The sequence below is a fragment of the Streptomyces sp. NPDC096132 genome (assembly GCF_044763345.1).
GTDB lineage: Bacteria > Actinomycetota > Actinomycetes > Streptomycetales > Streptomycetaceae > Streptomyces.
On record NZ_JBIWGA010000009.1, the window covers coordinates 1 to 23577 of the forward strand.

Annotated in this window: 17 protein-coding genes and 1 rRNA gene; 9 read left to right on the plus strand and 9 right to left on the minus strand. The window is 70.8% G+C overall.

What is annotated here, in order from left to right:
• Positions 1–88 (minus strand): 16S ribosomal RNA (locus tag ACIRF9_RS21945); the annotation flags it as partial.
• 564 nt (positions 89–652) lie between these two features.
• On the opposite strand from ACIRF9_RS21945, the gene ACIRF9_RS21950 reads away from it, so the two are divergent.
• Together ACIRF9_RS21950 and ptsP are read left to right on the plus strand one after the other, a co-directional pair.
• A complete protein-coding gene (locus ACIRF9_RS21950; RefSeq protein WP_403824655.1) occupies positions 653–1102 on the plus strand; it encodes a PTS glucose transporter subunit IIA in 450 nt (149 codons plus the stop codon).
• 89 nt (positions 1103–1191) lie between these two features.
• A complete protein-coding gene (gene ptsP, locus ACIRF9_RS21955) occupies positions 1192–2862 on the plus strand; it encodes a phosphoenolpyruvate--protein phosphotransferase (protein WP_403824658.1) in 1671 nt (556 codons plus the stop codon).
• A gap of 98 nt (positions 2863–2960) precedes the next feature.
• On the opposite strand, the gene ACIRF9_RS21960 is transcribed toward ptsP, so the two are convergent.
• Positions 2961–3854 carry a hypothetical protein gene (locus ACIRF9_RS21960; protein ID WP_403824661.1) on the minus strand — a complete coding sequence of 298 codons (894 nt, stop codon included), beginning with the start codon at positions 3852–3854 and terminating at the stop codon, positions 2961–2963.
• Positions 3855–3878: 24 nt separating this feature from the next.
• Entirely contained in the window at positions 3879–5087 is a 1209-nt protein-coding gene (locus tag ACIRF9_RS21965) for an MFS transporter (protein WP_403824664.1), read from the minus strand.
• Between the two features lie 112 nt (positions 5088–5199).
• Between ACIRF9_RS21965 and ACIRF9_RS21970 the strand changes: the two genes are divergently transcribed.
• The gene (locus ACIRF9_RS21970; RefSeq protein WP_403824667.1) at positions 5200–6519 is read left to right on the plus strand and encodes an aminotransferase class I/II-fold pyridoxal phosphate-dependent enzyme; all 1320 of its coding nucleotides are present in this window, start codon (positions 5200–5202) and stop codon (positions 6517–6519) included.
• Positions 6520–6597: 78 nt separating this feature from the next.
• Here the strand turns inward: ACIRF9_RS21970 and ACIRF9_RS21975 are convergent, their stop codons facing one another.
• Positions 6598–8574, minus strand: a complete 1977-nt coding sequence (locus ACIRF9_RS21975) for an acetoacetate--CoA ligase (RefSeq protein ID WP_403824668.1) — start codon at positions 8572–8574, stop codon at positions 6598–6600.
• A gap of 216 nt (positions 8575–8790) precedes the next feature.
• Between ACIRF9_RS21975 and ACIRF9_RS21980 the strand changes: the two genes are divergently transcribed.
• Positions 8791–11157 (plus strand): glycoside hydrolase family 31 protein, encoded by a 2367-nt coding sequence (locus tag ACIRF9_RS21980; protein WP_403824670.1) that lies wholly within the window; start codon positions 8791–8793, stop codon positions 11155–11157.
• A gap of 1 nt (position 11158) precedes the next feature.
• Here ACIRF9_RS21980 and ACIRF9_RS21985 read toward each other — a convergent pair whose 3' ends face one another.
• Positions 11159–11695 carry an NUDIX domain-containing protein gene (locus tag ACIRF9_RS21985; protein ID WP_403824672.1) on the minus strand — a complete coding sequence of 179 codons (537 nt, stop codon included), beginning with the start codon at positions 11693–11695 and terminating at the stop codon, positions 11159–11161.
• A gap of 47 nt (positions 11696–11742) precedes the next feature.
• Positions 11743–12552, minus strand: a complete 810-nt coding sequence (locus ACIRF9_RS21990; protein WP_403824675.1) for a M15 family metallopeptidase — start codon at positions 12550–12552, stop codon at positions 11743–11745.
• Positions 12553–12649: 97 nt separating this feature from the next.
• On the opposite strand from ACIRF9_RS21990, the gene ACIRF9_RS21995 reads away from it, so the two are divergent.
• The 5 genes from ACIRF9_RS21995 to glpK all read left to right on the plus strand — a co-directional run bounded on the left by ACIRF9_RS21995 (position 12650) and on the right by glpK (position 18785).
• Positions 12650–13075 (plus strand): Zn-ribbon domain-containing OB-fold protein, encoded by a 426-nt coding sequence (locus ACIRF9_RS21995; RefSeq protein ID WP_403825487.1) that lies wholly within the window; start codon positions 12650–12652, stop codon positions 13073–13075.
• Complete coding sequence (locus ACIRF9_RS22000; protein ID WP_403824678.1) at positions 13072–14262, plus strand: lipid-transfer protein; 1191 nt, start codon at positions 13072–13074, stop codon at positions 14260–14262. The genes ACIRF9_RS21995 and ACIRF9_RS22000 overlap by 4 nt, the downstream gene beginning before the upstream one ends.
• 130 nt (positions 14263–14392) lie before the next feature.
• Positions 14393–16039 (plus strand): EAL domain-containing protein, encoded by a 1647-nt coding sequence (locus ACIRF9_RS22005; RefSeq protein ID WP_403824681.1) that lies wholly within the window; start codon positions 14393–14395, stop codon positions 16037–16039.
• A 409-nt stretch (positions 16040–16448) separates the two neighbouring features.
• Entirely contained in the window at positions 16449–17198 is a 750-nt protein-coding gene (locus ACIRF9_RS22010) for an MIP/aquaporin family protein (protein ID WP_403824684.1), read from the plus strand.
• Between the two features lie 66 nt (positions 17199–17264).
• Positions 17265–18785: a glycerol kinase GlpK gene (glpK, locus tag ACIRF9_RS22015; RefSeq protein WP_403824686.1), complete on the plus strand. Its 1521-nt coding sequence runs from the start codon at positions 17265–17267 to the stop codon at positions 18783–18785.
• Positions 18786–18880: 95 nt separating this feature from the next.
• On the opposite strand, the gene ACIRF9_RS22020 is transcribed toward glpK, so the two are convergent.
• Genes ACIRF9_RS22020 through ACIRF9_RS22030 form a run of 3 tightly spaced genes read right to left on the minus strand, consistent with a single transcriptional unit; the run spans position 18881 to position 23570 of the window.
• The gene (locus tag ACIRF9_RS22020) at positions 18881–19486 is read right to left on the minus strand and encodes a GTP-binding protein (protein WP_403824689.1); all 606 of its coding nucleotides are present in this window, start codon (positions 19484–19486) and stop codon (positions 18881–18883) included.
• Entirely contained in the window at positions 19467–23150 is a 3684-nt protein-coding gene (locus tag ACIRF9_RS22025; RefSeq protein WP_403824692.1) for a hydantoinase B/oxoprolinase family protein, read from the minus strand. Before ACIRF9_RS22025 ends, ACIRF9_RS22020 begins: the two co-directional genes overlap by 20 nt.
• A 24-nt stretch (positions 23151–23174) precedes the next feature.
• Positions 23175–23570, minus strand: coding sequence for a DUF742 domain-containing protein (locus ACIRF9_RS22030; RefSeq protein WP_403824695.1), 396 nt, complete (start codon positions 23568–23570; stop codon positions 23175–23177).
• Between the last annotated feature and the right edge of the window lie 7 nt (positions 23571–23577).

A 23577-nucleotide genomic window follows, 5' to 3' on the forward strand; every position in this document is an offset into this window, starting at 1 on the left:
TCCACCCCGAAGGGCTTCATCGTTCGACTTGCATGTGTTAAGCACGCCGCCAGCGTTCGTCCTGAGCCAGGATCAAACTCTCCGTGAATGTTTACCGGTAATCCGGTGCAACACCACGAGAGCGGAACCAGGAGGAGGAATAGTCCTCCTGGCTCACAGCGTCCTCGCTGTGTTTTTTCAAAGGAACCTCATCCTCGGCTATCACTGCCGGGGACGGGGTATCAACATATCTGGCGTTGATTTTTGGCACGCTGTTGAGTTCTCAAGGAACGGACGCTTCCTTTGTACTCACCCGAGAGACTCTCTCAGGCTTTCCTCCGGGCGCTTCCCTTCGGTGTTTCCAACACTATCAGGGTTTTTCCGTCCTCCTGACCACCGTCCTGCAGGCATGCAGAAGATGATCCAAAGTTAGGATCTGACCGAGTTGGATGCTGCTCGCCAAGCGCGCTTGATCGCGTCGCTCACCCCAAGCAGGAGTACGACTGTACACGGGGCCGCAGAGCGGGCGCAAATCCATTAGGCTTGTGGTCTAGACCACGGATCGGACTCTCGTGCGGAACCGGTACTTCATCTGACATACCCTGCTGCACAGTGCGCCGTCCTGGACAGGCAGTAACGGCCCATGTACATCTCCACCCCTGGGAGGCTTCCCATGACCACCGTGACGTCCCCTCTTGTAGGACGCGCCATCGGACTGGCCTCGGTGCCGGATCCGGTCTTCTCCGGGGCCATGGTCGGCCCGGGTACGGCGATCGACCCGGTGCGCGAACCTTCCGAGGCGGTGGCGCCCGTGGACGGAGTCATCGTCTCCCTCCACCCGCACGCCTTCGTCGTCGTGGACGCCGAGGGACATGGAGTGCTCACCCATCTCGGCATCGACACCGTGCAGCTCAACGGCGAGGGCTTCGAGCTCCTCGTGAACAAGGGCGACACCGTGACCCGCGGGCAGGGCATCGTGCGCTGGAACCCGGCGGCGGTCGAAGAGGCCGGCAAGTCTCCCGTGTGCCCTGTCGTGGCACTGGAGGCCACGGCCGACGCCCTCGGTGATCTTCGTGAAGACGGCGACGTGAAGGCCGGCGACGTTCTCTTTTCCTGGCAGTGATGCCAACGCCGTCGCGCTGAAGGGCGCGACGGCATGCAGGACAACCATCGCGGCGGCGGGACCCGCCGCACTTAACGGAGACGGGTGAGATGGAGACAACGCTGCGAGGCGTCGGCGTGAGTCACGGTGTGGCGATCGGCGAGGTTCGGCACATGGGAACGGCGGTGCTCGAGCCGCCTGCCAAGCAGATACCTGCGGAGGAGGCGGAGCGCGAACAGGGGCGCGCACGCAAGGCCGTGGAGGCCGTCGCGGCCGATCTGATGGCGCGCGGCAATCTGGCGGGTGGCGAAGCCCAGGCGGTGCTCGAGGCACAGGCCATGATGGCCCAGGACCCCGAGCTGATGGCGGACGTGGACCGGCGTATCGCCGTCGGCAGCACGGCCGAGCGTGCGGTCTACGACGCCTTCGCGTCCTACCGCGAGCTGCTGGCGGGAGCCGGCGAGTACCTCGCGGGGCGCGTGGCCGACCTCGACGACGTGCGGAATCGTATCGTCGCCCGTCTGCTGGGCGTCCCGATGCCGGGTGTCCCGGACAGCGACGAGCCGTACGTGTTGGTGGCGCGGGATCTGGCGCCGGCCGACACGGCGCTGCTGGACCCGACGCTCGTGCTCGGTTTCGTGACCGAGGAGGGCGGACCGACGAGCCACAGCGCGATTCTGGCGCGTGCGCTCGGCGTGCCGGCGGTCGTGGCGCTGCCGGGTGCCGGTGAGCTGGCCGAGGGCACGATGATCGCGGTCGACGGCAGCACGGGCGACATCTTCGTGAACCCGAGCGACGAGAAGAAGGCGCAGCTCGAGGCCGCTGCCGCGGAGCGCAAGGCGGCGCTGGCCGCTTCGACGGGGCCGGGTGCCACTGCCGACGGTCACAAGGTGCCGCTGCTGGCGAACGTCGGTGGGCCGGCTGACGTTCCCGCCGCCGTGGAGGCGGGTGCTGAGGGTGTCGGTCTCTTCCGCACCGAGTTCCTTTTCCTCGACGACAGCAAGAGCGCGCCGTCCGAGGAGAAGCAGGTCGAGGCCTATCGGCAGGTGCTCGAGGCCTTCCCCGAGGGGCGCGTCGTCGTGCGAGTCCTGGACGCGGGCGCGGACAAGCCGCTGGACTTCCTGACTCCGGCCGATGAGCCGAACCCGGCGCTGGGCGTGCGGGGTCTGCGCACCCTGCTCGACCACCCGGATGTCCTGCGCACCCAGCTGACGGCGCTGGCGAAGGCGGCCGAGGGTCTGCCGGTCTACCTCGAGGTGATGGCCCCGATGGTGGCTGACCGCGCCGACGCGAAGGCGTTCGCGGACGCGTGCCGCGAGGCGGGGCTGCGGGCGAAGTTCGGCGCCATGGTGGAGATCCCGTCGGCCGCGCTGCGGGCGCGCTCGATTCTTCAGGAGGTCGAGTTCCTGTCGCTGGGGACGAACGACCTCGCGCAGTACACGTTCGCCGCGGACCGGCAGGTGGGTGCGGTGTCCCGACTGCAGGATCCGTGGCAGCCCGCGCTGCTCGACCTGGTCGCGCTGTCGGCCGAGGCGGCCAAGGCCGAGGGCAAGAGCTGTGGCGTGTGTGGCGAGGCGGCGTCCGACCCGCTGCTCGCCTGTGTGCTGACCGGTCTGGGTGTCACCTCCCTTTCCATGGGTGCGGCGTCGATTCCTTATGTGCGGGCGACGCTGGCGAAGTACACGCTGGCGCAGTGCGAGCGTGCCGCGGCGGCCGCGCGTGCGACGGACAGCGCCGAGGAGGCGCGCAGTGCGGCGCAGGCCGTGTTGTCCGGCGAGTAGGTGCCGAGTGGGTGGTCGGTCCGGAACCGACTGCCTGTGAGCAGGGGCGCTCCGCCTCCGGGTGGAGCGCCCCTCTTCGTGGGGTGTCGCGGGCTTGCTCAGTGGTGGTGGTCGGGCAGCGGGCCCTCCTCTCCGAGGTCCGGTGGGACGCAGTAGTCGACGCCGGACTCGGGTGAGATGAGTTCGCCCGATTCGGCGTCGGTGCAGTAGGCGTCGAAGACCTCGCCGGCGGTCAGGGGTTCGAGGCCGTCGCCGCGCATCCGCCAGCCGTAGACCTGGTCGGGGGTGCCGGGGGCGCTGGTACGCATGACCAGGCCGCCGGGCCCTTGGGTGGCGAGGCCGAGGGCGAGGACGGTGGTGAACTCCAGGGCTTCGGCCTCGTCGAGGTGGGTGGTGCCGTCGGTCTCTCCGTCTGCGTGGAGGACGGCGACGAGTGTTTCGGGTGTTGCCGTGACGCTGCAGACGAGGTGCCGGTAGCCGGGCGGTGCTGTGTCGAGGATGCGGGTGAGGAGGTCGGACGCGCGTGCGAAGGCCGCGCGGCCGATGTCCTCGCCGCAGGTCGCGCAGGCACCCAGGCGGGACAGGAGTGTGGCCGCGTACTCCCAGGTGGCCTGGCGTACGGCTTCGTCGACGAGGGTGGGGACGAGGTCGGCGAGGGGCTGGCCGTCGTAGGGGATGGTGGGGCCCGTGGTCGCGAGTTGGGCCGTGAAGCGGGTGCGGTTGGCGGGGAGGTCGGGGTCGAGGTTCCTGGCGGTGCAGTATTCGGCGTACTCCTGCGGGTCGAAGAGGGCCACGGTGGTGTGGCTGCCCTGCTGGGCGCGTGTCCTGAGGAGGTCTTCGACCTGGCGGAGGTAGGTGGCGTGGTCGTCGAAGGTGAAGCTGCGGTAGTGCTGCATGGCACGGAAGTCGTGTTCGTCGGTGAGCAGGCCGATGGTGCCGGCGATTTCGCGGCCCAGGACGCGGCGCATGGTCTGGCGGTCGGTGTGTGCCATGTTTCCCCCTGTGAGCACGGTCGATCAATGCTCACTCACAGTAACCGGCGCCACTGACAATGGCCCTCGCGTGAGTCGTTCACGGACCAGGCGATGCTGGATTGCGCAGGTCACGGCGATGACGCCGCCGAAGGCGAGCCAGCCGGCGGGGCCGGTGGCGATGGCTGTGGTGACGGCGAGTGGTCCAATGCTGCGCTGGGCGGACTGGGCGAGGCCGTGGACTCCGAGATAGGCGCCCTGGGAGGTGTCGGCGGCCAGGGCGACGGAGAGTTCCCAGGCGATCGTGGCGTGGAGCATCTCGGCGAGGGTGAAGAGTGCGGCTGCGGCGGTGAGGAACAGGGTGGTGGTGACGGTCCCGCCGGTCGCCGAGGCGGCCATGGCGATGCCGGCCAGGGCGAAGGTCACCGAGAGGGGGATGAGGAGGGCGCGGGCGGCGGCCGTGGTCGCGCCGAAGCGGGCCAGGGGGACCTGGAGGCCCACGACCATCACGTTGTTGAGGACCAGCAGCAGGGGTGCGAGGCCGTGCGGTGCGGTGCCGGTGTGGGCGATCCAGAGGGGCAGGCCGACCTTGAAGACGGCGTCGTCGAGGAAGAGGACGGTGTCGGTGGCCACGTAGGCGAGATAGGTGCGGTCGCGCCAGGGGCCGGTCGGTGCGGCGGTGGGACTGGGCTGCTTGGAGGTGGTCACCGTGCGGGAGGCCGAGCGGGGCTCGTGGCAGCGGAGGGTGAGCAGGGCGCAGGCGACGAAGGAGAGGGCGTCGCCCGCGAGGAGCCATCGGTAGGCGGCGGTGCTGTCGAGTGCGAGGGCTGCCGCGGCGGTGAGGCCGCCGAGGGCCCAGCCGGCGTTGGCGACGGTGCGCTGGACGGCCTGGTAGCGGACGCGGTCGGGGCCGGCGATGCGGGTGGCGTAGAGCTTGGTGAGGACGTTGGCGGCGCGGTCGCCGAGGCTGCCGAGGGAGCAGTAGACCACGAGGAGCCCGTAGTGGTCGGTGGTCAGCAGGGCGAAGGAGGCGACGGCGCGCAGCAGTTGGACGGTGATCAGGACGTGGGTGAGCGGGAAGCGGTCCGCGAGACGCCCGCCGAGGGGTGCGCCCGCGATCCCGGCGGCTCCGGCCACGGCGACGAGGGTGCCGACCTGGCCGATGGAGAGGCCCGAGACGTAGGTGAAGTACAGGACGCTGACTGAGGCCCACAGGCCGCTTCCGACACGGTCGACGAAGGCGATGGTCAGCATTCTTCGTCCGTCGCGTCCTCCGGGTATGCGGTGGGTCCATGTGGCTGCGCGGCGGATCGGATGCACGGGCTCCCCCTTGCCTGAAATTATGTATTGATACATACTTGGCAATGTGGTAACACAATATGGGATCAGTGGTACGACGGCCAAGGGGATTGCCGCGTCCGTCGAACGAGGTGTGTCCGAGGGGGCGTTGGGGCCGGGGGCCGCGCTGCCTCCGGTGCGGCGGCTCGCGGACGAGCTCGGGGTGAGCCCCGGGACGGTCGCGACGGCCTACAAGGAGTTGCGGCGACGCGGCATCGTCGTCACGCGCGGGCGGGGCGGCACAGTGGTGGCGGCGGTTCCGTCCGTGGCGTCACGCAGGCCGCCGAGGGTGCCGGAAGGGCTGCGGGACCTGGCCGGCGGGCATCCCGCCCCGGAGCTGCTGCCCGGGCTGGTGCCGCCCACACGCCTGTCCCCCGGCGCCCGCTCCCATCGCGCGACACCCAGGCTGGAGCGGCTGGAGGAGGCCGTGAGGGACTGGCTGCGTCCTGACGGCGTACCGGTGGAGCAGGTGACGTTCGCGCACGGCGCTCTGGATCTGATCGGGCGGCTGCTGTCCGTGGAGCTTCGGCCCGGAGACGCCGTGGCCATGGAGGATCCCGGGTATCACCATCTGCTGGATCTGGTCACGGCTCTGGGGCTGCGCATCGTTCCCGTGGCCGTCGACGACGAGGGGGTGCGCCCCGAGGCACTTCGGGCAGCCGTACGCGCGGGCGTACGCGCGCTGGTGTGCAGTCCGCGGGCGCAGAACCCCTGTGGGGGCTGTTTTTCCGCGGCGCGCCGGGACGAGCTCGTCGAGGTTCTGCGGGAGGAACCGGATCTGCTGGTCGTCGAGAACGACCATGCCTCCGAGATCGCGCATGCCCCCCTGCTCACCCTGACGTCGGGTGGGCTGTCGCGCTGGGTGCATGTGCGGACGGTGAGCAAGTTCCTCGGGACCGACCTGCGGTGGGCGGCCGCGGCCTGCGATGCGACCACCCTGGCCCGGCACGACGGGCGGCTGCTGCTGACGTCCGGCTGGGTCAGCCATCTCCTGCAGGAGACGGTGTACGGGCTGTTGACCGACGACGGCACGCGCGCGTTGGTGACACGCGCGCGCGAGATGTACGCCCGGCGCCGGGGTGCGCTTCTCCGGGAGCTGGCGGCCCGTGGCATCGCGGCGCACGGCGCGAGCGGGATGAACGTGTGGGTGCCGGTACGGGACGAGTCGGCCGTGGTGAACGGGCTGCGGTCGTACGGCTGGTGGGTGGCGGCGGGAGCCCGGTTCCGACTGGCGTCCGAGCCGGGGGTACGCATCACCGTCGCCGAGCTCCAGCCGGCCGACTCGACACGGCTGGCCTCGGACTTCGCCGCGGTCCTGGGCGAGTCCGAGGCCACCTACGGCGGCTGAGCGGCTCCCTGGAGGCCTCAGCCCTCTTGCGACGGCTGAGGCCATCTTGCGTGCGCGTCAGGCTTTCCGGTGTGCGCTTCAGGCCCTCTTGCGCGCGAGTTCCTCGTAGAAGTGCAGCAGTTCGAGGTTGTCGATGGAGCCCGGGTTGACCGCCTTCTCCAGCGGGGTGCCCTGGAGGAGGCGCTTGACGGGGACCTCGATGCGTTTTCCGGTGAGGGTGTGCGGGACTCCGGGCACCTGGATGACCTCGTCGGGGACATGGCGCGGCGAGAGCTGTTCGCGGATGGCCCGCTTGATCCGGTCGAGAAGGGCGTCGTCGAGGACGGTTCCGGGGGCGAGGTGCACGAAGAGGGGCATCCAGTAGCCGCCGTCGGGCTGCTCGATGCCGATGACCAGGGATTCCTTGATCTCGGGGAGCCGCTCGACGACCTCGTAGATGTCGGCGGAGCCCATGCGTACGCCCTGGCGGTTGAGCGTGGAGTCGGAGCGACCGTGGATGACGACGGAGCCGCGTGAGGTGACGGTGATCCAGTCGCCGTGGCGCCAGACACCGGGGTACGTGTCGAAGTAGCTGCCCCGGTAGCGGCTGCCGTCGGGGTCGTTCCAGAAGTGGACCGGCATGGACGGCATGGGGTTGGTGACGACGAGCTCGCCGACCTCGTCGATCAGGGGGTGGCCGCTCGGATCCCACGACTGCAGGTCGGTGCCGAGGCCGGGCGCCTGCAGTTCACCGGTGTACACGGGGAGGGTCGGGACGGCTCCGGCGAAGCAGGAGCACACGTCCGTGCCGCCGCTGACGGAGGCGATCCACAGGTCGGCCCCACTGCTTGCGAACTCGTCGTGCAGCCAGCGGAAGCCGTCGGGCGGGAGCGGTGACCCGGTCGTGGCGACGCACTGGACCCTGGACAGGTCGAAGTCGCGGGCCGGGTGCACCTCCGCCTTGCGGCAGGCCATGACGTACGCCGCCGAGGTGCCGTACAAGGTGGCTCCCGTGCGTTCGGCGACGCGCCACTGGGCGCCGGTGTCGGGATAACCCGGGCTGCCGTCGTAGAGGACGATCGTCGTGCCGGTCAGGAGGCCGGAGACGAGGAAGTTCCACATCATCCAGCCGGTCGACGTGTACCAGAAGAAACGATCCTCGGGGCCGAGGTCGCAGTGCAGGCCGAGTTGTTTGAGGTGTTCGACCAGAATGCCGCCCTGGGACTGGACGATGGCCTTGGGCAGGCCGGTCGTGCCGGAGGAGTAGAGCACCCACAGGGGGTGGGCGAACGGGACCTGTTCGAAGACGGGCTCCTCGTTCGACGCGGTGAGCGCCGACCACTCCAGGGCTCCCTCGGGGGCCTCGGTGCCGAGGAGCGGGATGTGGACGACGGCGCGCAGGGTGGGCAGCTCGCGGCGCAGTTCGGCGACGACGTCGCGGCGGTCGTGTTCCTTGCCGCCGTAGCGGTAGCCGTCGACGGTGAAGAGGACGACGGGTTCGACCTGCTGGAAGCGGTCGAGGACGCTGCGGGCACCGAAGTCGGGGGCGCAGGAGGTCCAGACTCCGCCCACGGCGGCGGTGGCGAGGAGCGCGACGACGGCCTGCGGGATGTTCGGGAGGTAGCCGCTGACGCGGTCCCCGGGGCGGACGCCGAGGGCGCGCAGTTCCGCGGCCAGCGCACCGACCTGGCGGCGGAGCTCGGACCAGGTCACCGGGCGCGGTTCATGGGACTCGTCGACATACAGCAGGGCCGGTTCGTCCGGGCGGGTGGCGGCCGCGCGCAGGGCGTGCTCGGCGTAGTTCAGCGTGGCCCCGGGGAACCATTCGGCACCCGGCATGGTGCGGTCGCCCAGCACGCGCGCGTAGGGCGTCGAGAACCGTACGTCGAACCATTCCGTGACGGCTTTCCAGAACGTCTCCAGCTCGTCGACGGACCAGCGGTGCAGGGCCGGATATCCCCTTTCGGCGGGGGCTCCGTGGTGCTCGGCCGCCCAGGTGTGGAACCTGGTGACCTGGGCCTTCGCGATGCGCTGCGGATCTGGCCGCCAGAGCGGCTCGGGGTTCACGGTTGGCATTGGGGCGGCTCCCGGACTGTGGCGCGTCGTGTGCGTCGCCCGCGCACGTGCTGGGGTTGTGCGCGTGACGCGGCTGACAGGGACGATGCCATGTGATCGACTTCTGCACCAGGGTGTGCCCCACACAGTCCGTGTCGTGAAGATGTGGTCCGGGCATGGGTGAACGGCAGTTGAACGACACGCGCGTGTGGAGCGGTCAGTGGCAGGGTGAACAGCATGGACGGTCGTGACCTGGTGCGTTCGATGAAGGCGGTCGGCTCCGCGGGGGCGGGCCGGGGGTTGCGCACCGTGCGGGCCGCCTGGCGCCGTAGGCGCGCCGACGCCACCGGGCTGCCGGCGCGGGGTGCCGAACGTGCGCGGGTGCCGGGGCCGGTGCAGGAGGTGGAGCCGGGGCCCGGTGGTGGCACGCTCCGGTTCAGCCGCTCGGAACTGCGGATCCTCGTGGCCGTGAACGGGGCGGTCTTCTGGGGCTGGGACGGTGCCGAGCCGGAGCCGTCGTACGCGCTGGCCGGCCGCTGCCCGGAGCCCGATCCCCGGGCTGTGCTGGAGCCCGACAAGGACGGCGGCTGGCGGGTCGTGGCCGAGCGGGTGACGGTCGTGGTCTCCCGGCACGGCGCGGTCGACGTGTGCACCCCGGGTGGGGTGACGTTGCGCCGTGATCTGCCGCCGCGCTGGTGGGAGCCGCGGGACGGCGGTCAGGCGCGCTGGATGCAGCGGTCGGAGGTGGCGGCGGACGCGCGCTTCTTCGGGCTCGGCGGACGGGCGTCGGGACCGCGTCTGCGCGGCGGAACGTACCGGCTGTGGAACACGGATCCCGGACAGGCGTTCGGCCGTGAGGACGACCCGCTCTATCTGACGATGCCGGTGCAGTTGGTGGTGTCCGACGCGGCCACGCATCTGGTGTTCCACGACACCTCCTGGGACGGCACGGTGACGCTGCGGGAGGGCGAGGAGGGGGCCGGTTCGGGACACGACCGGCCCGGGTCGTGCGAGCTGCGGATGGACGGCGGCCCGTTGCGCTGCTGGGTCATGGTGGGCACCCCCGCGCGCGTGCTGCTCGCCTGGGCCTCCCTCACCGGGGCGCCGGCGCTGCCGCCCGCGTGGGCGCTCGGGCACCATCACGCGCGCTGGGGCTTCGGCAGCGAGCAGGAGGTGCGCCGGATCGTCGCGGGCTATCACGAGCACGGTCTGCCGCTCGACTCCGTGCATCTGGACATCGATCACTACGACGACCACCAGGTGTTCACCGTCGACCAGGACCGCTTCCCGAAGCTGCCGGTGCTCGCCGAGGAGCTGCGGCGGGACGGCATCCGGCTGGTGTCGATCGTCGACCCGGCGGTCGGGGCCGAGCCGGGCAACGCCGTCTACGACAGCGGGCTCGCGGCCGACGCGTTCGTCAAGGACGCCTCGGGACGGCTCGTCGAGGGCGTGGTCTGGCCGGGTGAGGCGGTCTTCCCGGACTTCACGCACGCGCGTGTGCGGCAGTGGTGGGGAGGTCTGTACGCGGAGCGCCTCGCGCAGGGGTTCTCCGGCTTCTGGCACGACATGAACGAACCGACGTCGTTCACCGCGTTCGGAGAGTCGACGCTGCCCCGGTCGGCCCGTCACGATCTGGAGGGGCGGGGCGGTGATCACCGCGAGGCCCACAACGTCTACGCCCTGTGCATGGCCAGGGCGGCCCACGAGGGGCTGCGGGAGTTGCTTCCCGAGGAGCGGCCGTTCCTGTTCTCCCGCTCCGGCTGGGCGGGCCTGCAGCGCTACGGCGGGACGTGGTCGGGGGACGTCGCCACGGGCTGGCCGGGGTTGCGGGCGTCGCTGTCGCTGGTGATGGGGCTAGGGCTGTGCGGGGTGCCGTACTCGGGGCCGGACGTGGGCGGCTTCGACGGGAGTCCGTCGCCCGAGCTGTATCTGCGGTGGTTCCAGCTGGGCGCGTACCTGCCGCTGTTCCGTACGCACGCGAGCCTGCGGGCGGGTCGCCGCGAGCCGTGGGAGTTCGGTCCGGAAGTGCTGGAGCACGCGCGCGTGGCGCTGGTCGAACGGCGGCGGCTGCTGCCGTACTTCATGACCCTGGCGCATCTGGCCCGGCGTACCGGCGCTCCCTATGTGCGCCCGCTGTGGTGGGGAGCGCCCGAGGACCGGGCTCTGCGGGACTGCGAGGACGCCTTCCTGCTGGGGGACAGCCTTCTGGTGGCACCGGTGTTCGATCCGGGCGTCGAGCGCCGTGCGGTGCAGCTGCCGCGGGGGCTCTGGTACGACACGGCGACGGGGCGGAGGTACCGGGGGCCGGGGCAGGTGCTCGTGGACGCGCCTTTGTCGCGTATTCCGGTGCTCGCGCGCGCGGGTGCCGTCATACCGGTGCGCGGGGACAGCGGTGGGCTGGAGCTGGAGGTGTGGACGCCGGCCCGGGGGCGGACCGGTGGCGGTCTGGTGGTGCGGGACGCGGGCGACGGCTGGGACGAGCCCGAGATCGAACGGTACGTCGCCCGCTGGGAGGGCCGGCAGCTCGTCGTCGAGCGGGAGGGGGAGGACGGCCTGTACGAGCCGTCCCACCCCGTGCGCGTGCGCGGGCTCGGCGAGCGGTAGCTCAGATGTAGCGGCCCTCGAAGAACGCCCGCACGGCGTGGGTGTGCAGCGGGAACGCGAGCTCCTCCGGCCTGCGCAGGAGGTGCCAGCCCTCCGTCTCGTCCGTGGCCGCCGACTCCGGGAGGCGGTCCGCGGGGCGCTCCGGGAGGAGTCCGAACAGCAGCAGGTGGCCGTCGGGAGAGCTCATGGCGTCGACGAGTCGTACGTCGCGGCTCGCGGCGTCGATGCCCGTCTCCTCCTTGAGCTCGCGGACGACGGCCTGCCGCCAGTCCTCGCGGTCGTCGATGTACCCGCCGGGCAGGGCGACGCCTCCGCGCGCGGGGCCGATGGTTCGGGTGATGACGACCAGGCCGGTGCCCTTGTGGTCGTACACGGGCTGGAGGGCGACGGCCACCGGCAGCGGGTTGCGGTAGGCGGTGGTGGCGCAGGCCGGGCAGGTGCGGGGCCAGCCGGTGACGCCCTCCCCGTAGGGCGCTCCGCAGCTCGAACAGTGGGAGTCGCGCGCGGAGTTCGAAATGGAGTGCAGAGATTCGGACACGCGGCGGAGCGTATCCGATCTTGGGGAGGGCGTCGTACGCGAGTGGCTCAGTAGGCTGCGGTGAGGGACTTCGCGGAGACGGGGAAGTCGAAGTAGGTGTCCGGGTAGAGCTCGGGCTTGAAGGTGTAGTGCCACCACTCCTCGGCGAGGTTCACGAACCCGAGCCCTTCCAGGGTGTCCTTCAGGAGCAGCCGGTTGGCGAGCTGCTCGCCCTGGATGCGCGGGTCGAGCGTGTGGCTGAGGGTGTCGAAGCAGTCGTATCCGGTGCCCATGTCGACCGAGTTGTCGGGGAAGCGCTCGGCCCGGGACGCGTAACACGGGACCAGGGTTTCGCCGGGGATGTACGGCCTGGTGGGGTGGGCCGGGAGTTTCACGAGGGTGAGGTCCATGGTCGAGCCGCGGCTGTGGCCGGACTTCGCCGCGATGTAACCGTCCTCGAAGAGGCGGGTCTTGTCGACGTCCGGGTAGAACTCCCCCTTCATCGTCTCGTCGTCGAGATCCTCGGCCCAGCGGACGAAGTGGTCGACGGCACGCTGGGGCCGGTAGCAGTCGTACACCTTGAGCGAGTAGCCCTGGCGGAGCAGTTGGCTCTGTGCGCGGTGGAGGGCTTCGGCCGCCGGGCGGGTGAGGATGCAGATCGGCTGCTGGTAGCCGTCGATGGGCGTTCCGACGAAGTTGTGCGGGGTGAAGTAGCGGATCTCCTGCAGGATCGTCGGGTCCACGGTGCTCAGGGCCACGAAGTCCGCGGGGGCTCGGCCGTCGGTGGACGCACGCGCGGTGGCGGACGCGGCGGTCACGGTCAGTAAGGCGGCGAGGACGGCGACGAGGCCGCGGACTGCGCTGAAGGGGCGTGTCATGTCCTCACCCTGCCCAAGTCCTGGCACGCATGCCAAAATTCTGATTGTCCGTCAGATTGCCTGCGGAGGAGGAACGTTGTCGCGTACACGCACGCCCGTGGTCTCCGGGTGGTTCACCGGGGACGGGGACCGCTTCCGGCTTCTCGGGACACGCTGCTCGGCGTGCCGCTCGGTCTTCTTCCCCCGCGAGGACACGCACTGCCGAAACCCGGCCTGCCGGGGCGGCGATCTGGAGGAGGTGCCGCTCTCGCGGCGAGGGCGCGTCTGGTCGTACACCGACAGCCGCTACCGGCCTCCGTCACCCTATGTGACGAACTCGGAACTTCCGTGGGAGCCGTACGCGTTGATCGCGGTGGAGCTGGAGTCCGAGCGGATCGTGGTGCTGGGGCAGGCGGTTCCCGGGGTCACCGTCGCCGATCTGACGGTGGGCATGGAGGTGGAGGTCGTCCCGGGCGTGCTGAGCGAGGACGCGGAGACGACCTGGACGACCTGGCACTGGCGGCCGACGGGGGTGGCGGGATGACGGCAGAGGTGGCGGTGCTCGGCGCGGGCATGCACCCGTGGGGCAAGTGGGGGCGCGGCTTCGTCGCGTACGGGGTGGCGGCCGCGCGGGCGGCTCTTGCGGACGCCGGGCTGCACTGGCGGGACATCGGCTCGATCGTGGGCGCCGACACGGTGCGTGGCGGCTACCCGGGGTATGTGGCCGGGGCGACGTTCGCGAAGGCCCTGGGCTGGCAGGGCGCCCGGGTCGCGAGTGTGTACGCGGCGTGCGCGTCGGGCGCGCAGGCGATCAATACGGCGCGGGCGCAGATCCTCGCGGGCCTGGCGGACGTGGTGCTCGTGGTGGGGGCCGACGCGGCGCCCAAGGGATTCTTCCGTCCGGCGGGCGGTGATCGGCCGGACGATCCGGACTGGCTGCGGTTCCGGGTGCTCGGCGCCACCAATCCGACGTACTTCGGGCTGTACGCGCGCAGGCGCATGGCGGTGCACGGGGACACGCCGGAGGACTTCGCCCAGGTCAAGGTGAAGAACGCCGCCATGGGGGCGCTGAACCCGTACGCGCGCTACCGCAAGCGGGTCACCGCCGAGGAGGTCGCCGCCTCCGCGGTGGTCGCCGATCCGCTGCGGCTGCTGGACATCTGCGCGACCTCGGACGGCGGGGCCGCCCTGGTGCTGTCGAGCATGGAGTTCGCCCGCCGGCACGGGGCAGTGGATCCGGTGCGGATCAGGGCCGTGTCCACGGTGACGCCTCGCTACCCCAACACCGTGCTGGATCTGCCGGACATCGCCACCGACTCCGCGGTCGCGGTGGAGCCCGACGGTGAGCCGTTCCGTGCGTCGATCGCCCGCGCCGCCTACGAGGAGGCGGCGACCGGCCCCGAGGACCTGTCCCTGGCCGAGGTCTACGACCTGTCCACGGCCCTGGAGCTGCAGTGGTACGAGGATCTCGGGCTCTGCGGCGAGGGCGAGGGCGCCAAGCTGTTGCGGGAGGGCGCCACGGCACCGGGCGGTCGTATACCGGTGAACGCTAGCGGGGGGCTGGCCTCGTTCGGCGAGGCGGTGCCGGCCCAGGCGATCGCCCAGGTCTGCGAGCTGACCTGGCAGTTGCGGGGACAGGCGGGCGATCGTCAGATCGGGGACGCGCGCGTGGGCATCACGGCCAACCAGGGGCTGTTCGGGCACGGATCAGCGGTCATCGCGGTGCGCTGAGGAGAGGGATGAGCAGGGGCCGGGCACGGACTCCGGGCCGGTCGCACACCCTCCGTGACCACTCCGGAATCCTGCGTGAACGTCTTATGAACTGGGCCTGGGCGTGCTTCCGCAGCGCCATCATGCTCCCGTGCGCTCCTGGACGGATACTCTCCGCTTCGCTTTCCAGCCGGTGGTCAACCTGGCCACGGGAGGGGTGGCGGGGCTGGAGATACTCGCCCGCCCGGAGTCCGGCGACATCCTGGCGGAAGCCCGGCGGAATCCCGAACTCGACGCCGGGCTGGCCGTGCTGGCGGTTCGGGCGGCGGCACGCAAGGAGACGCTGCTGCCGCTGCATGTGAACGTGTTCGCGTGCACGCTGGCCGACCTCGGTGGGCTCACACCGCTCCACGACGCCGTGCGCGGGGCGGGGCGGCTGCCCTGGGAGGTGACGCTCGACATCGTTCCCCCGTACGCGCACGTGCCGCAACGCGCGCTGTTGGAGGCCGTGGGGGCGCTGCGGGAGCAGGGTTTCCGGATCAGCGCGGACGGCGTCGGGGACGGGGACATACCGCTGCGGCTGCTGGTCGACCTCGCGCCGGACCTGGTGAAGCTGGACGCGTCCCTGCTGGCGCGGCCGGCGGCCGTGCGGGCGATGCGGACGTGGTGCGACGAGGTGGGAGCGCTGCTGGCCGTGGAGGGGGTGGAGACCGAACTGCAGTGTGCGGCGGCCCTGTCGGCGGGTGCGCAGCTGGCCCAGGGTGTGCTGTTCGCACCGCCGGCCCGGCTGCCCGCAGCCGAGGTGTACGTTCCGCCGCGGGTCCCCGGCGTGGTGTCGGCGCCGCGGTCGGGCCCGTCGGTGCGCGAGTTCGTCCGGCCGGCCGCGCAGATGCCCGTCGGCGCCTCCGCAGGCCAGGTCAGAGCGCTGCTGACCGGGGCGCCGGAGGTGTCCGGGGTGCTGCTCGTCGACCGCGCGGGGGTCCCCGTCCGGTCGGTGCACCGGTCGCGTTTCCTGCTGTCGATGTCGGGGCGCTACGGCCACGCCCTGTACGCGGACCGGCCCGCGACCAGACTCGGTGACCCGCCGCGGACGGTGGGCGTCGACGCGACGGCGTGGGAGGTGCTGGACGTGGTCGCGGTCGGTGACCGGGACCGTACCTCGGACGATGTGGCGGTCGTCGACCACCACGGGCGGTGCGTCGGCGTCGTACGACTGGCCGATCTCGTACGGGCGCTGGCCGAGAGCAGGGTCGAGGAGGCGGTGGGGCTCAATCCGTTGACACGGCTGCCGGGTTCGGACGCGATCACCGCAGAGGTGGACCGGCGTATCGCGGAGGGGCGGGCGTTCGCGCTGAGCTGGCTGGACGTGGACCACTTCAAGCAGGTCAACGACGGCGCGGGCTTCGCGGCGGGCGACGAGCTGATCCGGTCGGTGGGACGGGCGTTGCAGGTCGCGGCGTCCGGAAGCACGCGAGTGGGACACATCGGTGGGGACGACTTCCTGGTGCTGGCGGATCCGGAGAGTCTGGAGCCGGTGGCGTCCTCCGTGCTGGACGCGCCGTGGTCGGCAGGCGGCCGTCCGGTCACGCTGTCGCTGGCCACGGTCCTGTGCCCGCCGGGCAGTGTGGCCGACCACCGGCAGGCTGCCGCGTGTCTGACGCCGCTGAAGCAGGCCGCGAAGTCGTTGCGCGGAGCGAGTTGGGTGTGGGGGCGGGCCGGGTTCTCCGGCCATGAGGTGAGGCGGGGGTCGCCGCCTGTCGCGGCGGAGGCGGTGGGGGCGGAGCCCGGGGCGGGGTGAGCCGGGCCGCGCGGAGGGTTGAGGGGTGCGGCATGGAGGGTTGAGGGGTGCGGCATGAAGGGTTGAGGGGTGCCGCGCCAAGGGTTGTGGTGTGCCGCGCCGAGGGTTGAGGGGGTTTCAGCTGTCCCCAACCATTGCCGTCCGCCTCCTTGACGCTCCCTGGGCGCCGGTGAACACTTCCCGGTGTCAGCCGACATCGCCGTACATTCTCGGCGTATCCAGGCACGCGCCCCGCGGGCTCCCCCGACCGCGGCCCACTCTCCCACCGGCGATTCGGCTCTGACGGCACGCTCGTCACGGACGCCGGGCGGGGCGCGGGACCTCCCTGCCATGGCCGAAGCAGCCACGCGAACCGCACCCTGCACAGCGCACCGGGGTCGATCGCCCCGGGCCCGGCCCAGGAGTCGCCATGAGCAACGGAGACATATTCGTCGGCGAGGTCATCGGTACCGCGATCCTCATCCTGTTCGGCGCGGGCGTCTGCGCCGCGGTCACTCTCAGATATTCCAAGGCACGGGCGTCGGGGTGGGTGGTGATCGCCTTCGGCTGGGGGTTCGGCGTGCTGGCGGGGGCCTACACTGCCGCGCCGCTGTCGGGCGGACAGCTCAACCCGGCCGTCACCATCGGTATCGCCGTCGACACGGGCAAGTGGGGCAAGGTCTGGGTCTATCTGCTGGGCCAGATGGTCGGCGCGATGCTCGGTGCCGTCCTCGCGTATCTGGTGTACCTCGCGCAGTTCCAGGCGAACGTACAGCAGACGGGCACCACGGAGGGCACGGCGGAGGAGCCGACGCCGACGCTGGGCATCTTCTCCACCATCCCCGAGATCCGGAATCCGGTCGCCAACCTGATCACGGAGATCATCGCGACGATCGCGCTGGTCCTGCCGATCCTCGCCTTCGGGCTGACGAAGGGACTCGGCGAGTCCGGCACCCTGGTGCTGATCGTGTCCCTGCTGGTCGTCGGCATCGGGCTCTCCCTGGGCGGGCCCACCGGCTATGCCATCAACCCCGCGCGTGACCTGGGGCCGCGGATCGTGCACACCTTCCTGCCGATCCCGAACAAGGGCACGTCCGACTGGGGTTACGCCTGGATCCCGGTCGTCGGCCCGCTGGTCGGCGGAGCGCTCGCGGGGCTCATCTACCACGCGGCGTTCTGATCGCGCCCATCCCACGCGGCTTCCGACCGGCCGCGCAGCCTTCCGAACCCAGCCCAAGAGGTAGCCATGACGGACAACGCCGAGAAGTACGTCGCAGCAATCGACCAGGGCACCACCTCCAGCCGCTGCATCATCTTCGACCGGAACGGCGCGATCGTCGCCGTCGACCAGCGGGAACACCGCCAGATCTTCCCCAAGCCCGGATGGGTGGAGCACGACGCCACCGAGATCTGGTCGAAGGTGCAGGCGGTGGTCGCCGGGGCGATCGCCAAGGCCGGGCTGCGGGCCGACCAGATCAGCGCGCTCGGCATCACCAACCAGCGCGAGACGACCGTGCTCTGGGACCGCGCCACGGGCAAGCCCGTGCACAACGCGATCGTGTGGCAGGACACCCGGACCGCCGGGCTCTGCAACGAACTCGGCGGTCCCGACGGACAGGACCGCTTCCGGGAACAGACGGGACTGCCGTTGGCCAGCTACTTCTCGGGTCCCAAGGCGGCCTGGCTGCTGGACAACGTGCCCGGGCTCAGGGACCGCGCCGAGCGGGGCGAGATCGCCTTCGGCACGATCGACTCCTGGCTGATCTGGAACCTCACCGGCGGGACCGACGGCGGCCGGCACGTGACCGACGTGACCAACGCCGGGCGGACCATGCTGATGAATCTCGAGACGCTTCAGTGGGACACCTCCATTCTGTCGGCGATGAACGTGCCGGAGGCCGTGCTGCCGGAGATCAGGTCCTCGGCCGAGGTGTACGGCACCGCCGTGGGACAGCTCGGCGGGGTGCCGGTCGCCTCGGCGCTGGGAGACCAGCAGGCGGCGGTGTTCGGTCAGGCGTGCTACGACGTGGGCACGGCGAAGAACACGTACGGGACGGGCAGTTTCCTGCTGCTCAACACCGGCAACCGGCCGGTGCCGTCGAAGAGCGGTCTGCTGACGACGATGGGCTACAAGATCGGCGGGGAGGCACCGGTCTACTGTCTGGAGGGTTCGATCGCCATAACGGGTGCGCTCGTGCAGTGGTTCCGGGACCAGCTCGGCATCATCCGTACGGCTGACGAGATCGAGCCGCTCGCGGAGAGCGTCGAGGACAACGGCGGCGCGTACATCGTGCCCGCGTTCTCGGGACTGTTCGCGCCGTACTGGCGTTCGGACGCGCGCGGCGTGGTCACCGGGCTCACCCGATACGTCACGAAGGCCCATCTCGCGCGCGCGGTGCTGGAGGCGACGAGCTGGCAGACGCGGGAGGTCGTGGACGCGATGTACCAGGACTCCGGGGTCCAGATCACGACCCTGAAGGTGGACGGCGGCATGACGAAGAACAACCTGCTCATGCAGCACCAGGCGGACGTCCTCGGCGTATCCGTGATCCGGCCCCGTGTCTCGGAGACGACGTGTCTGGGCGCGGCATACGCGGCGGGGCTGGCCACCGGCGTGTGGAACGACCTCGACGAGCTGAAGGCACACTGGCAGAAGGACGCCGAGTGGACTCCGGCGATGGAGGCGTCAGTGAGGGACCGCGAGTACCACAACTGGCGCCGGGCCGTGGAGAAGAGCTTCGGCTGGATGGAGGACGGCGAGGGTTAGGGCCGCGCCCCGGCAGGATCCGGAGGACGGGCCCCAGGGGAGTCACAAGGTCACGGCCCGTACCCCGGTCGGCGGGGGTACGGGCCGTGTGTGGCTCAGGTGGTGACGGTCTGGCGGCGCTCGGCTCCGAAGTCCATCGCGTGCTGGACGACACCGACCAGGACGTCCCGGACCGATAGCCGGTCACGGGCGTCGCACAGGATCACCGGTACGTCGTCGTCGAGGTCGAGGGCCCGGCGCACGTCCCCCTCGGGGTAACGGGCGGCGCCCTCGAAGCAGTTGACGCCGATGAGGAAGGGTATGGAGCGCCGCTCGAAGTAGTCGACGGCGGCGAAGCAGTCCTCCAGGCGGCGCGTGTCGGCGAGCACGACGGCGCCCAGCGCGCCCTCGGAGAGCTCGTCCCACATGAACCAGAACCGCTCCTGGCCGGGCGTCCCGAACAGGTACAGCACCAGGTCCTCGCGCAGGGTGATGCGCCCGAAGTCCATGGCGACGGTGGTCGTGTGCTTGCGCTCGACGCCGGTGAGGTCGTCGACCGGGCGGCCGGCCTCGGTGAGGTACTCCTCCGTGCGCAGCGGCCTGATCTCGCTGACGGCGCCGACGAGGGTGGTCTTGCCCACCCCGAAACCGCCGGCGACCAGGATCTTGAGCGTGACGGGCTCGACCGGGGACTTGCCGCGCTCAGTTCGCCCGAAGATCATCGTTCACTTCTCCTGCTTGATGGCTGGACTGGGGGGTGTTCGGCGGTGGGCCGTAGCCTCCGCCTCCGGGGGTTTCAACGACGAGTACGTCGCCGGGACCGACCTCCACGGAGTCGCTTCCCGCGAGTTCGACGACGGTGCCGTCAGCGCGTTCCACTCGATTGGCACCCAGCGCGCCGGGGGCTCCGCCCGCCATGCCGTACGGGGGGACCCTGCGGTGCTGGGAAAGGGTGGAGACGGTCATGGGCTCGTGGAAGCGAATACGACGGACGGCACCGTCTCCGCCGGGCCATTGTCCGGCGCCGCCGCTGCCGTACCGGACGGCGAACTCGTCCAGTTGTACCGGAAGACGCCACTCCAGGACTTCGGGGTCGGTCAATCGGGAATTCGTCATGTGGGTCTGGACCACACCGGCGCCGGGGAAGCCGTCGCCGGCGCCGGATCCGGACGCGACGGTCTCGTAGTACTGGTGGCGCTCGTTGCCGAAGGTGACGTTGTTCATCGTGCCCGAGCCCTCCGCCTGGACGCCCAGGGCCGCGTACAGCGCTCCGGTGATCGCCTGGGACGTCTCGACGTTGCCGGCGACGACGGCGGCGGGCGGTTCGGGCGCGAGCAGGGAGCCGCGCGGCACGACGATCCTCAGGGGGCGCAGACAGCCGTCGTTGAGGGGGATGTCGTCGGCGACGAGGGTGCGGAAGACGTACAGGACGGCCGCGTTGACGACCGAGTACGGGGCGTTGAAGTTGGTGGTCAGCTGCGGTGACGTGCCGGTGAAGTCGACGGTCGCGGAGCGGTTTTCGCGGTCCACGCGTACGTGTACGCGGATGACGGCACCGGAGTCGGTCTCGTAGCCGTACTCGCCGTCGTCGAGGGCGTCGATGACGCGCCGCACCGCTTCCTCTGCGTTGTCCTGGACGTGTCGCATGTACGCCTGGACGACGTCGAGCCCGAAGTTCCCGATCATGCGGGCCACTTCGTCGACGCCCTTCTGGTTGGCGGCGATCTGGGCGCGCAGGTCGGCCAGGTTGGTCCTGGGGTTGCGGGAGGGGTAGGGCGCCTCGGTGAGCAGGCGGAGGGTCTCCCCCTCGCGGAAGCGTCCGTTCTCGGCGAGCAGCCAGTTGTCGAAGAGGACGCCTTCCTCCTCGATGGTGCGGCTGTCGGCGGGCATGGAGCCCGGGGCGATGCCGCCGATCTCGGCGTGATGGCCTCGGGAGGCCACGTAGAAGAGGATCTCGCCGTCACTCCCGCCGTCACTCTCACCGTCTCTCCCGCCGTCACTCTCCGTGTCGTCGTCCCGTCGGGTGTCGAAGACTGGAGTGATCACGGTGACGTCGGGCAGATGGGTGCCGCCGTGGTACGGGTCGTTGACCGCGTAGGTGTCTCCGGGCCGCATCCCGGCGCCGCGTCGGCGGATGACCTCCTTCACGCTGGTGCCCATCGAGCCCAGGTGGACGGGGATGTGGGGGGCGTTGGCCACCAGGTTTCCGTCCGGATCGAAGAGGGCGCAGGAGAAATCGAGGCGTTCCTTGATGTTGACGGACTGGGCCGTGGACTCCAGGCGGGCGCCCATCTGTTCGGCGATGGACATGAACAGGTTGTTGAAGACCTCGAGGAGGACCGGATCGACTTCCGTGGCGAGATCGGAACTCTGCGTAATCGCCGTGCGTTCCATGACCAGATGCCCGTCGTCGGTCGTCGCGGCCTCCCAGCCGCTGTCGACCACGGTTGTGGCACTGGCCTCGGTGATGATCGCGGGGCCGGTGACGGACTCGCCGGGAGGGAGGTCCTCGCGGCGGTGCAGAGGTACGTCGCGCCAGGCGCCGCCGGTGTGGAGGCGGACGGTCTCGGGCGCGGCGGCGCGGCCCTCGTACGGGGCGAGGGCGGACAGATCGGGGGGTTGGGTGATGCCGGTGGCTTCCACGGAGAGCGCTTCGACGACGATCGGGCGGTCGAGCGTGAAGGAGTACGTGGCGCGATGACGTTCTTCGAAAGCCCGCCTCATCGCGGCAGGCTCGGTGAGTTCGACGGTGAGGGTGGTGTCGGTGCCGTCGTAGCGCAGCTGCGCGCGGCGGGTGATGCGGACGCGGTCGTCGGGGACGTCCTCGGCGCGGAGTTCGGCGCGGGCCGCCGACTCCAGGTCGTCGGCGGTCTTGAGGATGCCGGGCAGGGCGGCGGTTTCCAGGGGTGCCTCGACGGACTGTTCCCGCATGGCCGTGGTGTCGGCGAGGCCGATGCCGAGCGCGGACAGCACACCCGCCATGGGCGGCACGAGGACCGTACGGATGCCGAGCGAGTCGGCGACCATGCACGCGTGCTGGCCTCCGGCGCCGCCGAAGGTGGTGAGGGCGTAGCGGGTGACGTCGTGCCCCTTCTGGACGGAGATCCGCTTCACCGCGTTGGCGATGTTGGCCACGGCGATCTGCAGAAAGCCCTCGGCGACCTGTTCGGGGGTGCGGTCGTCTCCCGTCCGCTCGCGGATCCCGCGCGCGAGGGCGCTGAAGCGGTCGCGGACGAGGGCGGCGTCCAGGGGCTGGTCGCCTTCGGGGCCGAACACCTCGGGAAAGTGGGCGGGTTGGATGCGTCCGAGCATCACGTTGGCGTCGGTCACGGCGAGCGGTCCGCCGGCGCGGTAGCAGGCCGGCCCCGGGTCCGCACCGGCCGAGTCCGGCCCTACGCGGTAGCGGGAGCCGTCGAACCGCAGGACGGAGCCGCCTCCCGCGGCGACGGTGTGGATGTCCAGCATGGGCGCGCGCAGCCGGACGCCCGCGATCTGCGTGGTGAAGACGCGTTCGTACTCCCCCGCGAAGTGGGAGACGTCGGTGGAGGTGCCGCCCATGTCGAAGCCGATGACACGGTCGAAGCCGGCGAGCTGGGACATGCGGGCCATGCCGACGATGCCGCCCGCGGGCCCGGACAGGATGGCGTCCTTGCCGCGGAACTGGTTCGCCTCGGCGAGGCCGCCGTTGGACTGCATGAACATCAGCCGTACGCCGTGCAGTTCGTCGGCGACATGGCGGACGTAGCGGCGCAGCACGGGCGACAGGTAGGCGTCGACGACGGCGGTGTCCCCGCGCGGGACGAGTTTCATGAGGGGGCTGACCTCGCTGGACAGCGAGATCTGCGGGAAGCCGATCCGGGCGGCCAGCTGTCCGACGGCCTCCTCGTGCGCCGGGTGGAGATGGCTGTGCATGCAGACGACGGCGACGGCCCGGATCCCGTCGTCGTAGGCCTCCCGGAGGGGGGCGGCGAGGGCGTCCAGGTCGGGGGCGCGCAGGGCGGTGCCGTCGGCGGCGATGCGCTCGTCGACCTCCACGACCCGTTCGTACAGCAGTTCGGGGAGCTCGATCCGGCGGGCGAAGATGCGCGGGCGGTTCTGGTAGGCGATCCGCAGGGCGTCGCGGAAGCCCCGGGTGATGACGAGCAGGGTGCGTTCGCCCGTGCGTTCCAGCAGGGCGTTGGTGGCGACCGTGGTGCCCATGCGGACGGCCTCGACAGGGTCGCGCGAGTCCGCCAGCAGGGCGCGGACACCGGCGACGGCCGCGTCGGCGTACCGCGCCGGGTTGTCCGACAGCAGTTTGTGCGTCAGCAGCCGGCCGTCCGGACGGCGCGCGACGATGTCGGTGAAGGTTCCGCCCCGGTCCACCCAGAACTGCCAGCCGGTCACGTCCTCACCTCGCTTCCGCGCTGCTCACAGCGCCCGGAGGCCGTTGATCACATCGCGCAGAATACTCTCGTCGACCAGTTCGGCCGGGGGTACGGGCCGGTTCACATGGACGAATTCCGCGTCCACGAGGTCTCCGACGAGGACCCGTACCACGCCGATGGGCAGGTCGAGCTCGGCGGAGAGCTCGGCGACCGACTGCGGCGCCTCCCGGCACAGGTCCACGATGTCCACGTGCTCCGGGGAGAGCGAGTGGTCCCCTTCGGGATCGTCCGCGTGTGGCTCGGCGACGACCACCGCGATCAGGTCGAGGCGGTGCTGGACCGCACTGGTGGTGCGGCCGCGCGTCATGGCGTACGGACGGACGACCGGTCCGGCCTCGTCGTCGAACCAGTGGCTGCTTCCCTGACCGTCTGTGCTCATGCCATCC

What these genes read in the sequence shown, in the direction of transcription:
- ACIRF9_RS21950 (WP_403824655.1), top strand. Translation starts at nt 653, where the DNA reads ATGACCACCGTGACGTCCCCTCTTGTAGGACGCGCCATCGGACTGGCC.
- ptsP (WP_403824658.1), top strand. Translation starts at nt 1,192, where the DNA reads ATGGAGACAACGCTGCGAGGCGTCGGCGTGAGTCACGGTGTGGCGATC.
- ACIRF9_RS21960 (WP_403824661.1), bottom strand. Translation starts at nt 3,854, where the DNA reads ATGGCACACACCGACCGCCAGACCATGCGCCGCGTCCTGGGCCGCGAA.
- ACIRF9_RS21965 (WP_403824664.1), bottom strand. Translation starts at nt 5,087, where the DNA reads ATGCTGACCATCGCCTTCGTCGACCGTGTCGGAAGCGGCCTGTGGGCC.
- ACIRF9_RS21975 (WP_403824668.1), bottom strand. Translation starts at nt 8,574, where the DNA reads ATGCCAACCGTGAACCCCGAGCCGCTCTGGCGGCCAGATCCGCAGCGC.
- ACIRF9_RS21980 (WP_403824670.1), top strand. Translation starts at nt 8,791, where the DNA reads ATGGACGGTCGTGACCTGGTGCGTTCGATGAAGGCGGTCGGCTCCGCG.
- ACIRF9_RS21990 (WP_403824675.1), bottom strand. Translation starts at nt 12,552, where the DNA reads ATGACACGCCCCTTCAGCGCAGTCCGCGGCCTCGTCGCCGTCCTCGCC.
- ACIRF9_RS22000 (WP_403824678.1), top strand. Translation starts at nt 13,072, where the DNA reads ATGACGGCAGAGGTGGCGGTGCTCGGCGCGGGCATGCACCCGTGGGGC.
- ACIRF9_RS22010 (WP_403824684.1), top strand. Translation starts at nt 16,449, where the DNA reads ATGAGCAACGGAGACATATTCGTCGGCGAGGTCATCGGTACCGCGATC.
- glpK (WP_403824686.1), top strand. Translation starts at nt 17,265, where the DNA reads ATGACGGACAACGCCGAGAAGTACGTCGCAGCAATCGACCAGGGCACC.
- ACIRF9_RS22020 (WP_403824689.1), bottom strand. Translation starts at nt 19,486, where the DNA reads ATGATCTTCGGGCGAACTGAGCGCGGCAAGTCCCCGGTCGAGCCCGTC.
- ACIRF9_RS22030 (WP_403824695.1), bottom strand. Translation starts at nt 23,570, where the DNA reads ATGAGCACAGACGGTCAGGGAAGCAGCCACTGGTTCGACGACGAGGCC.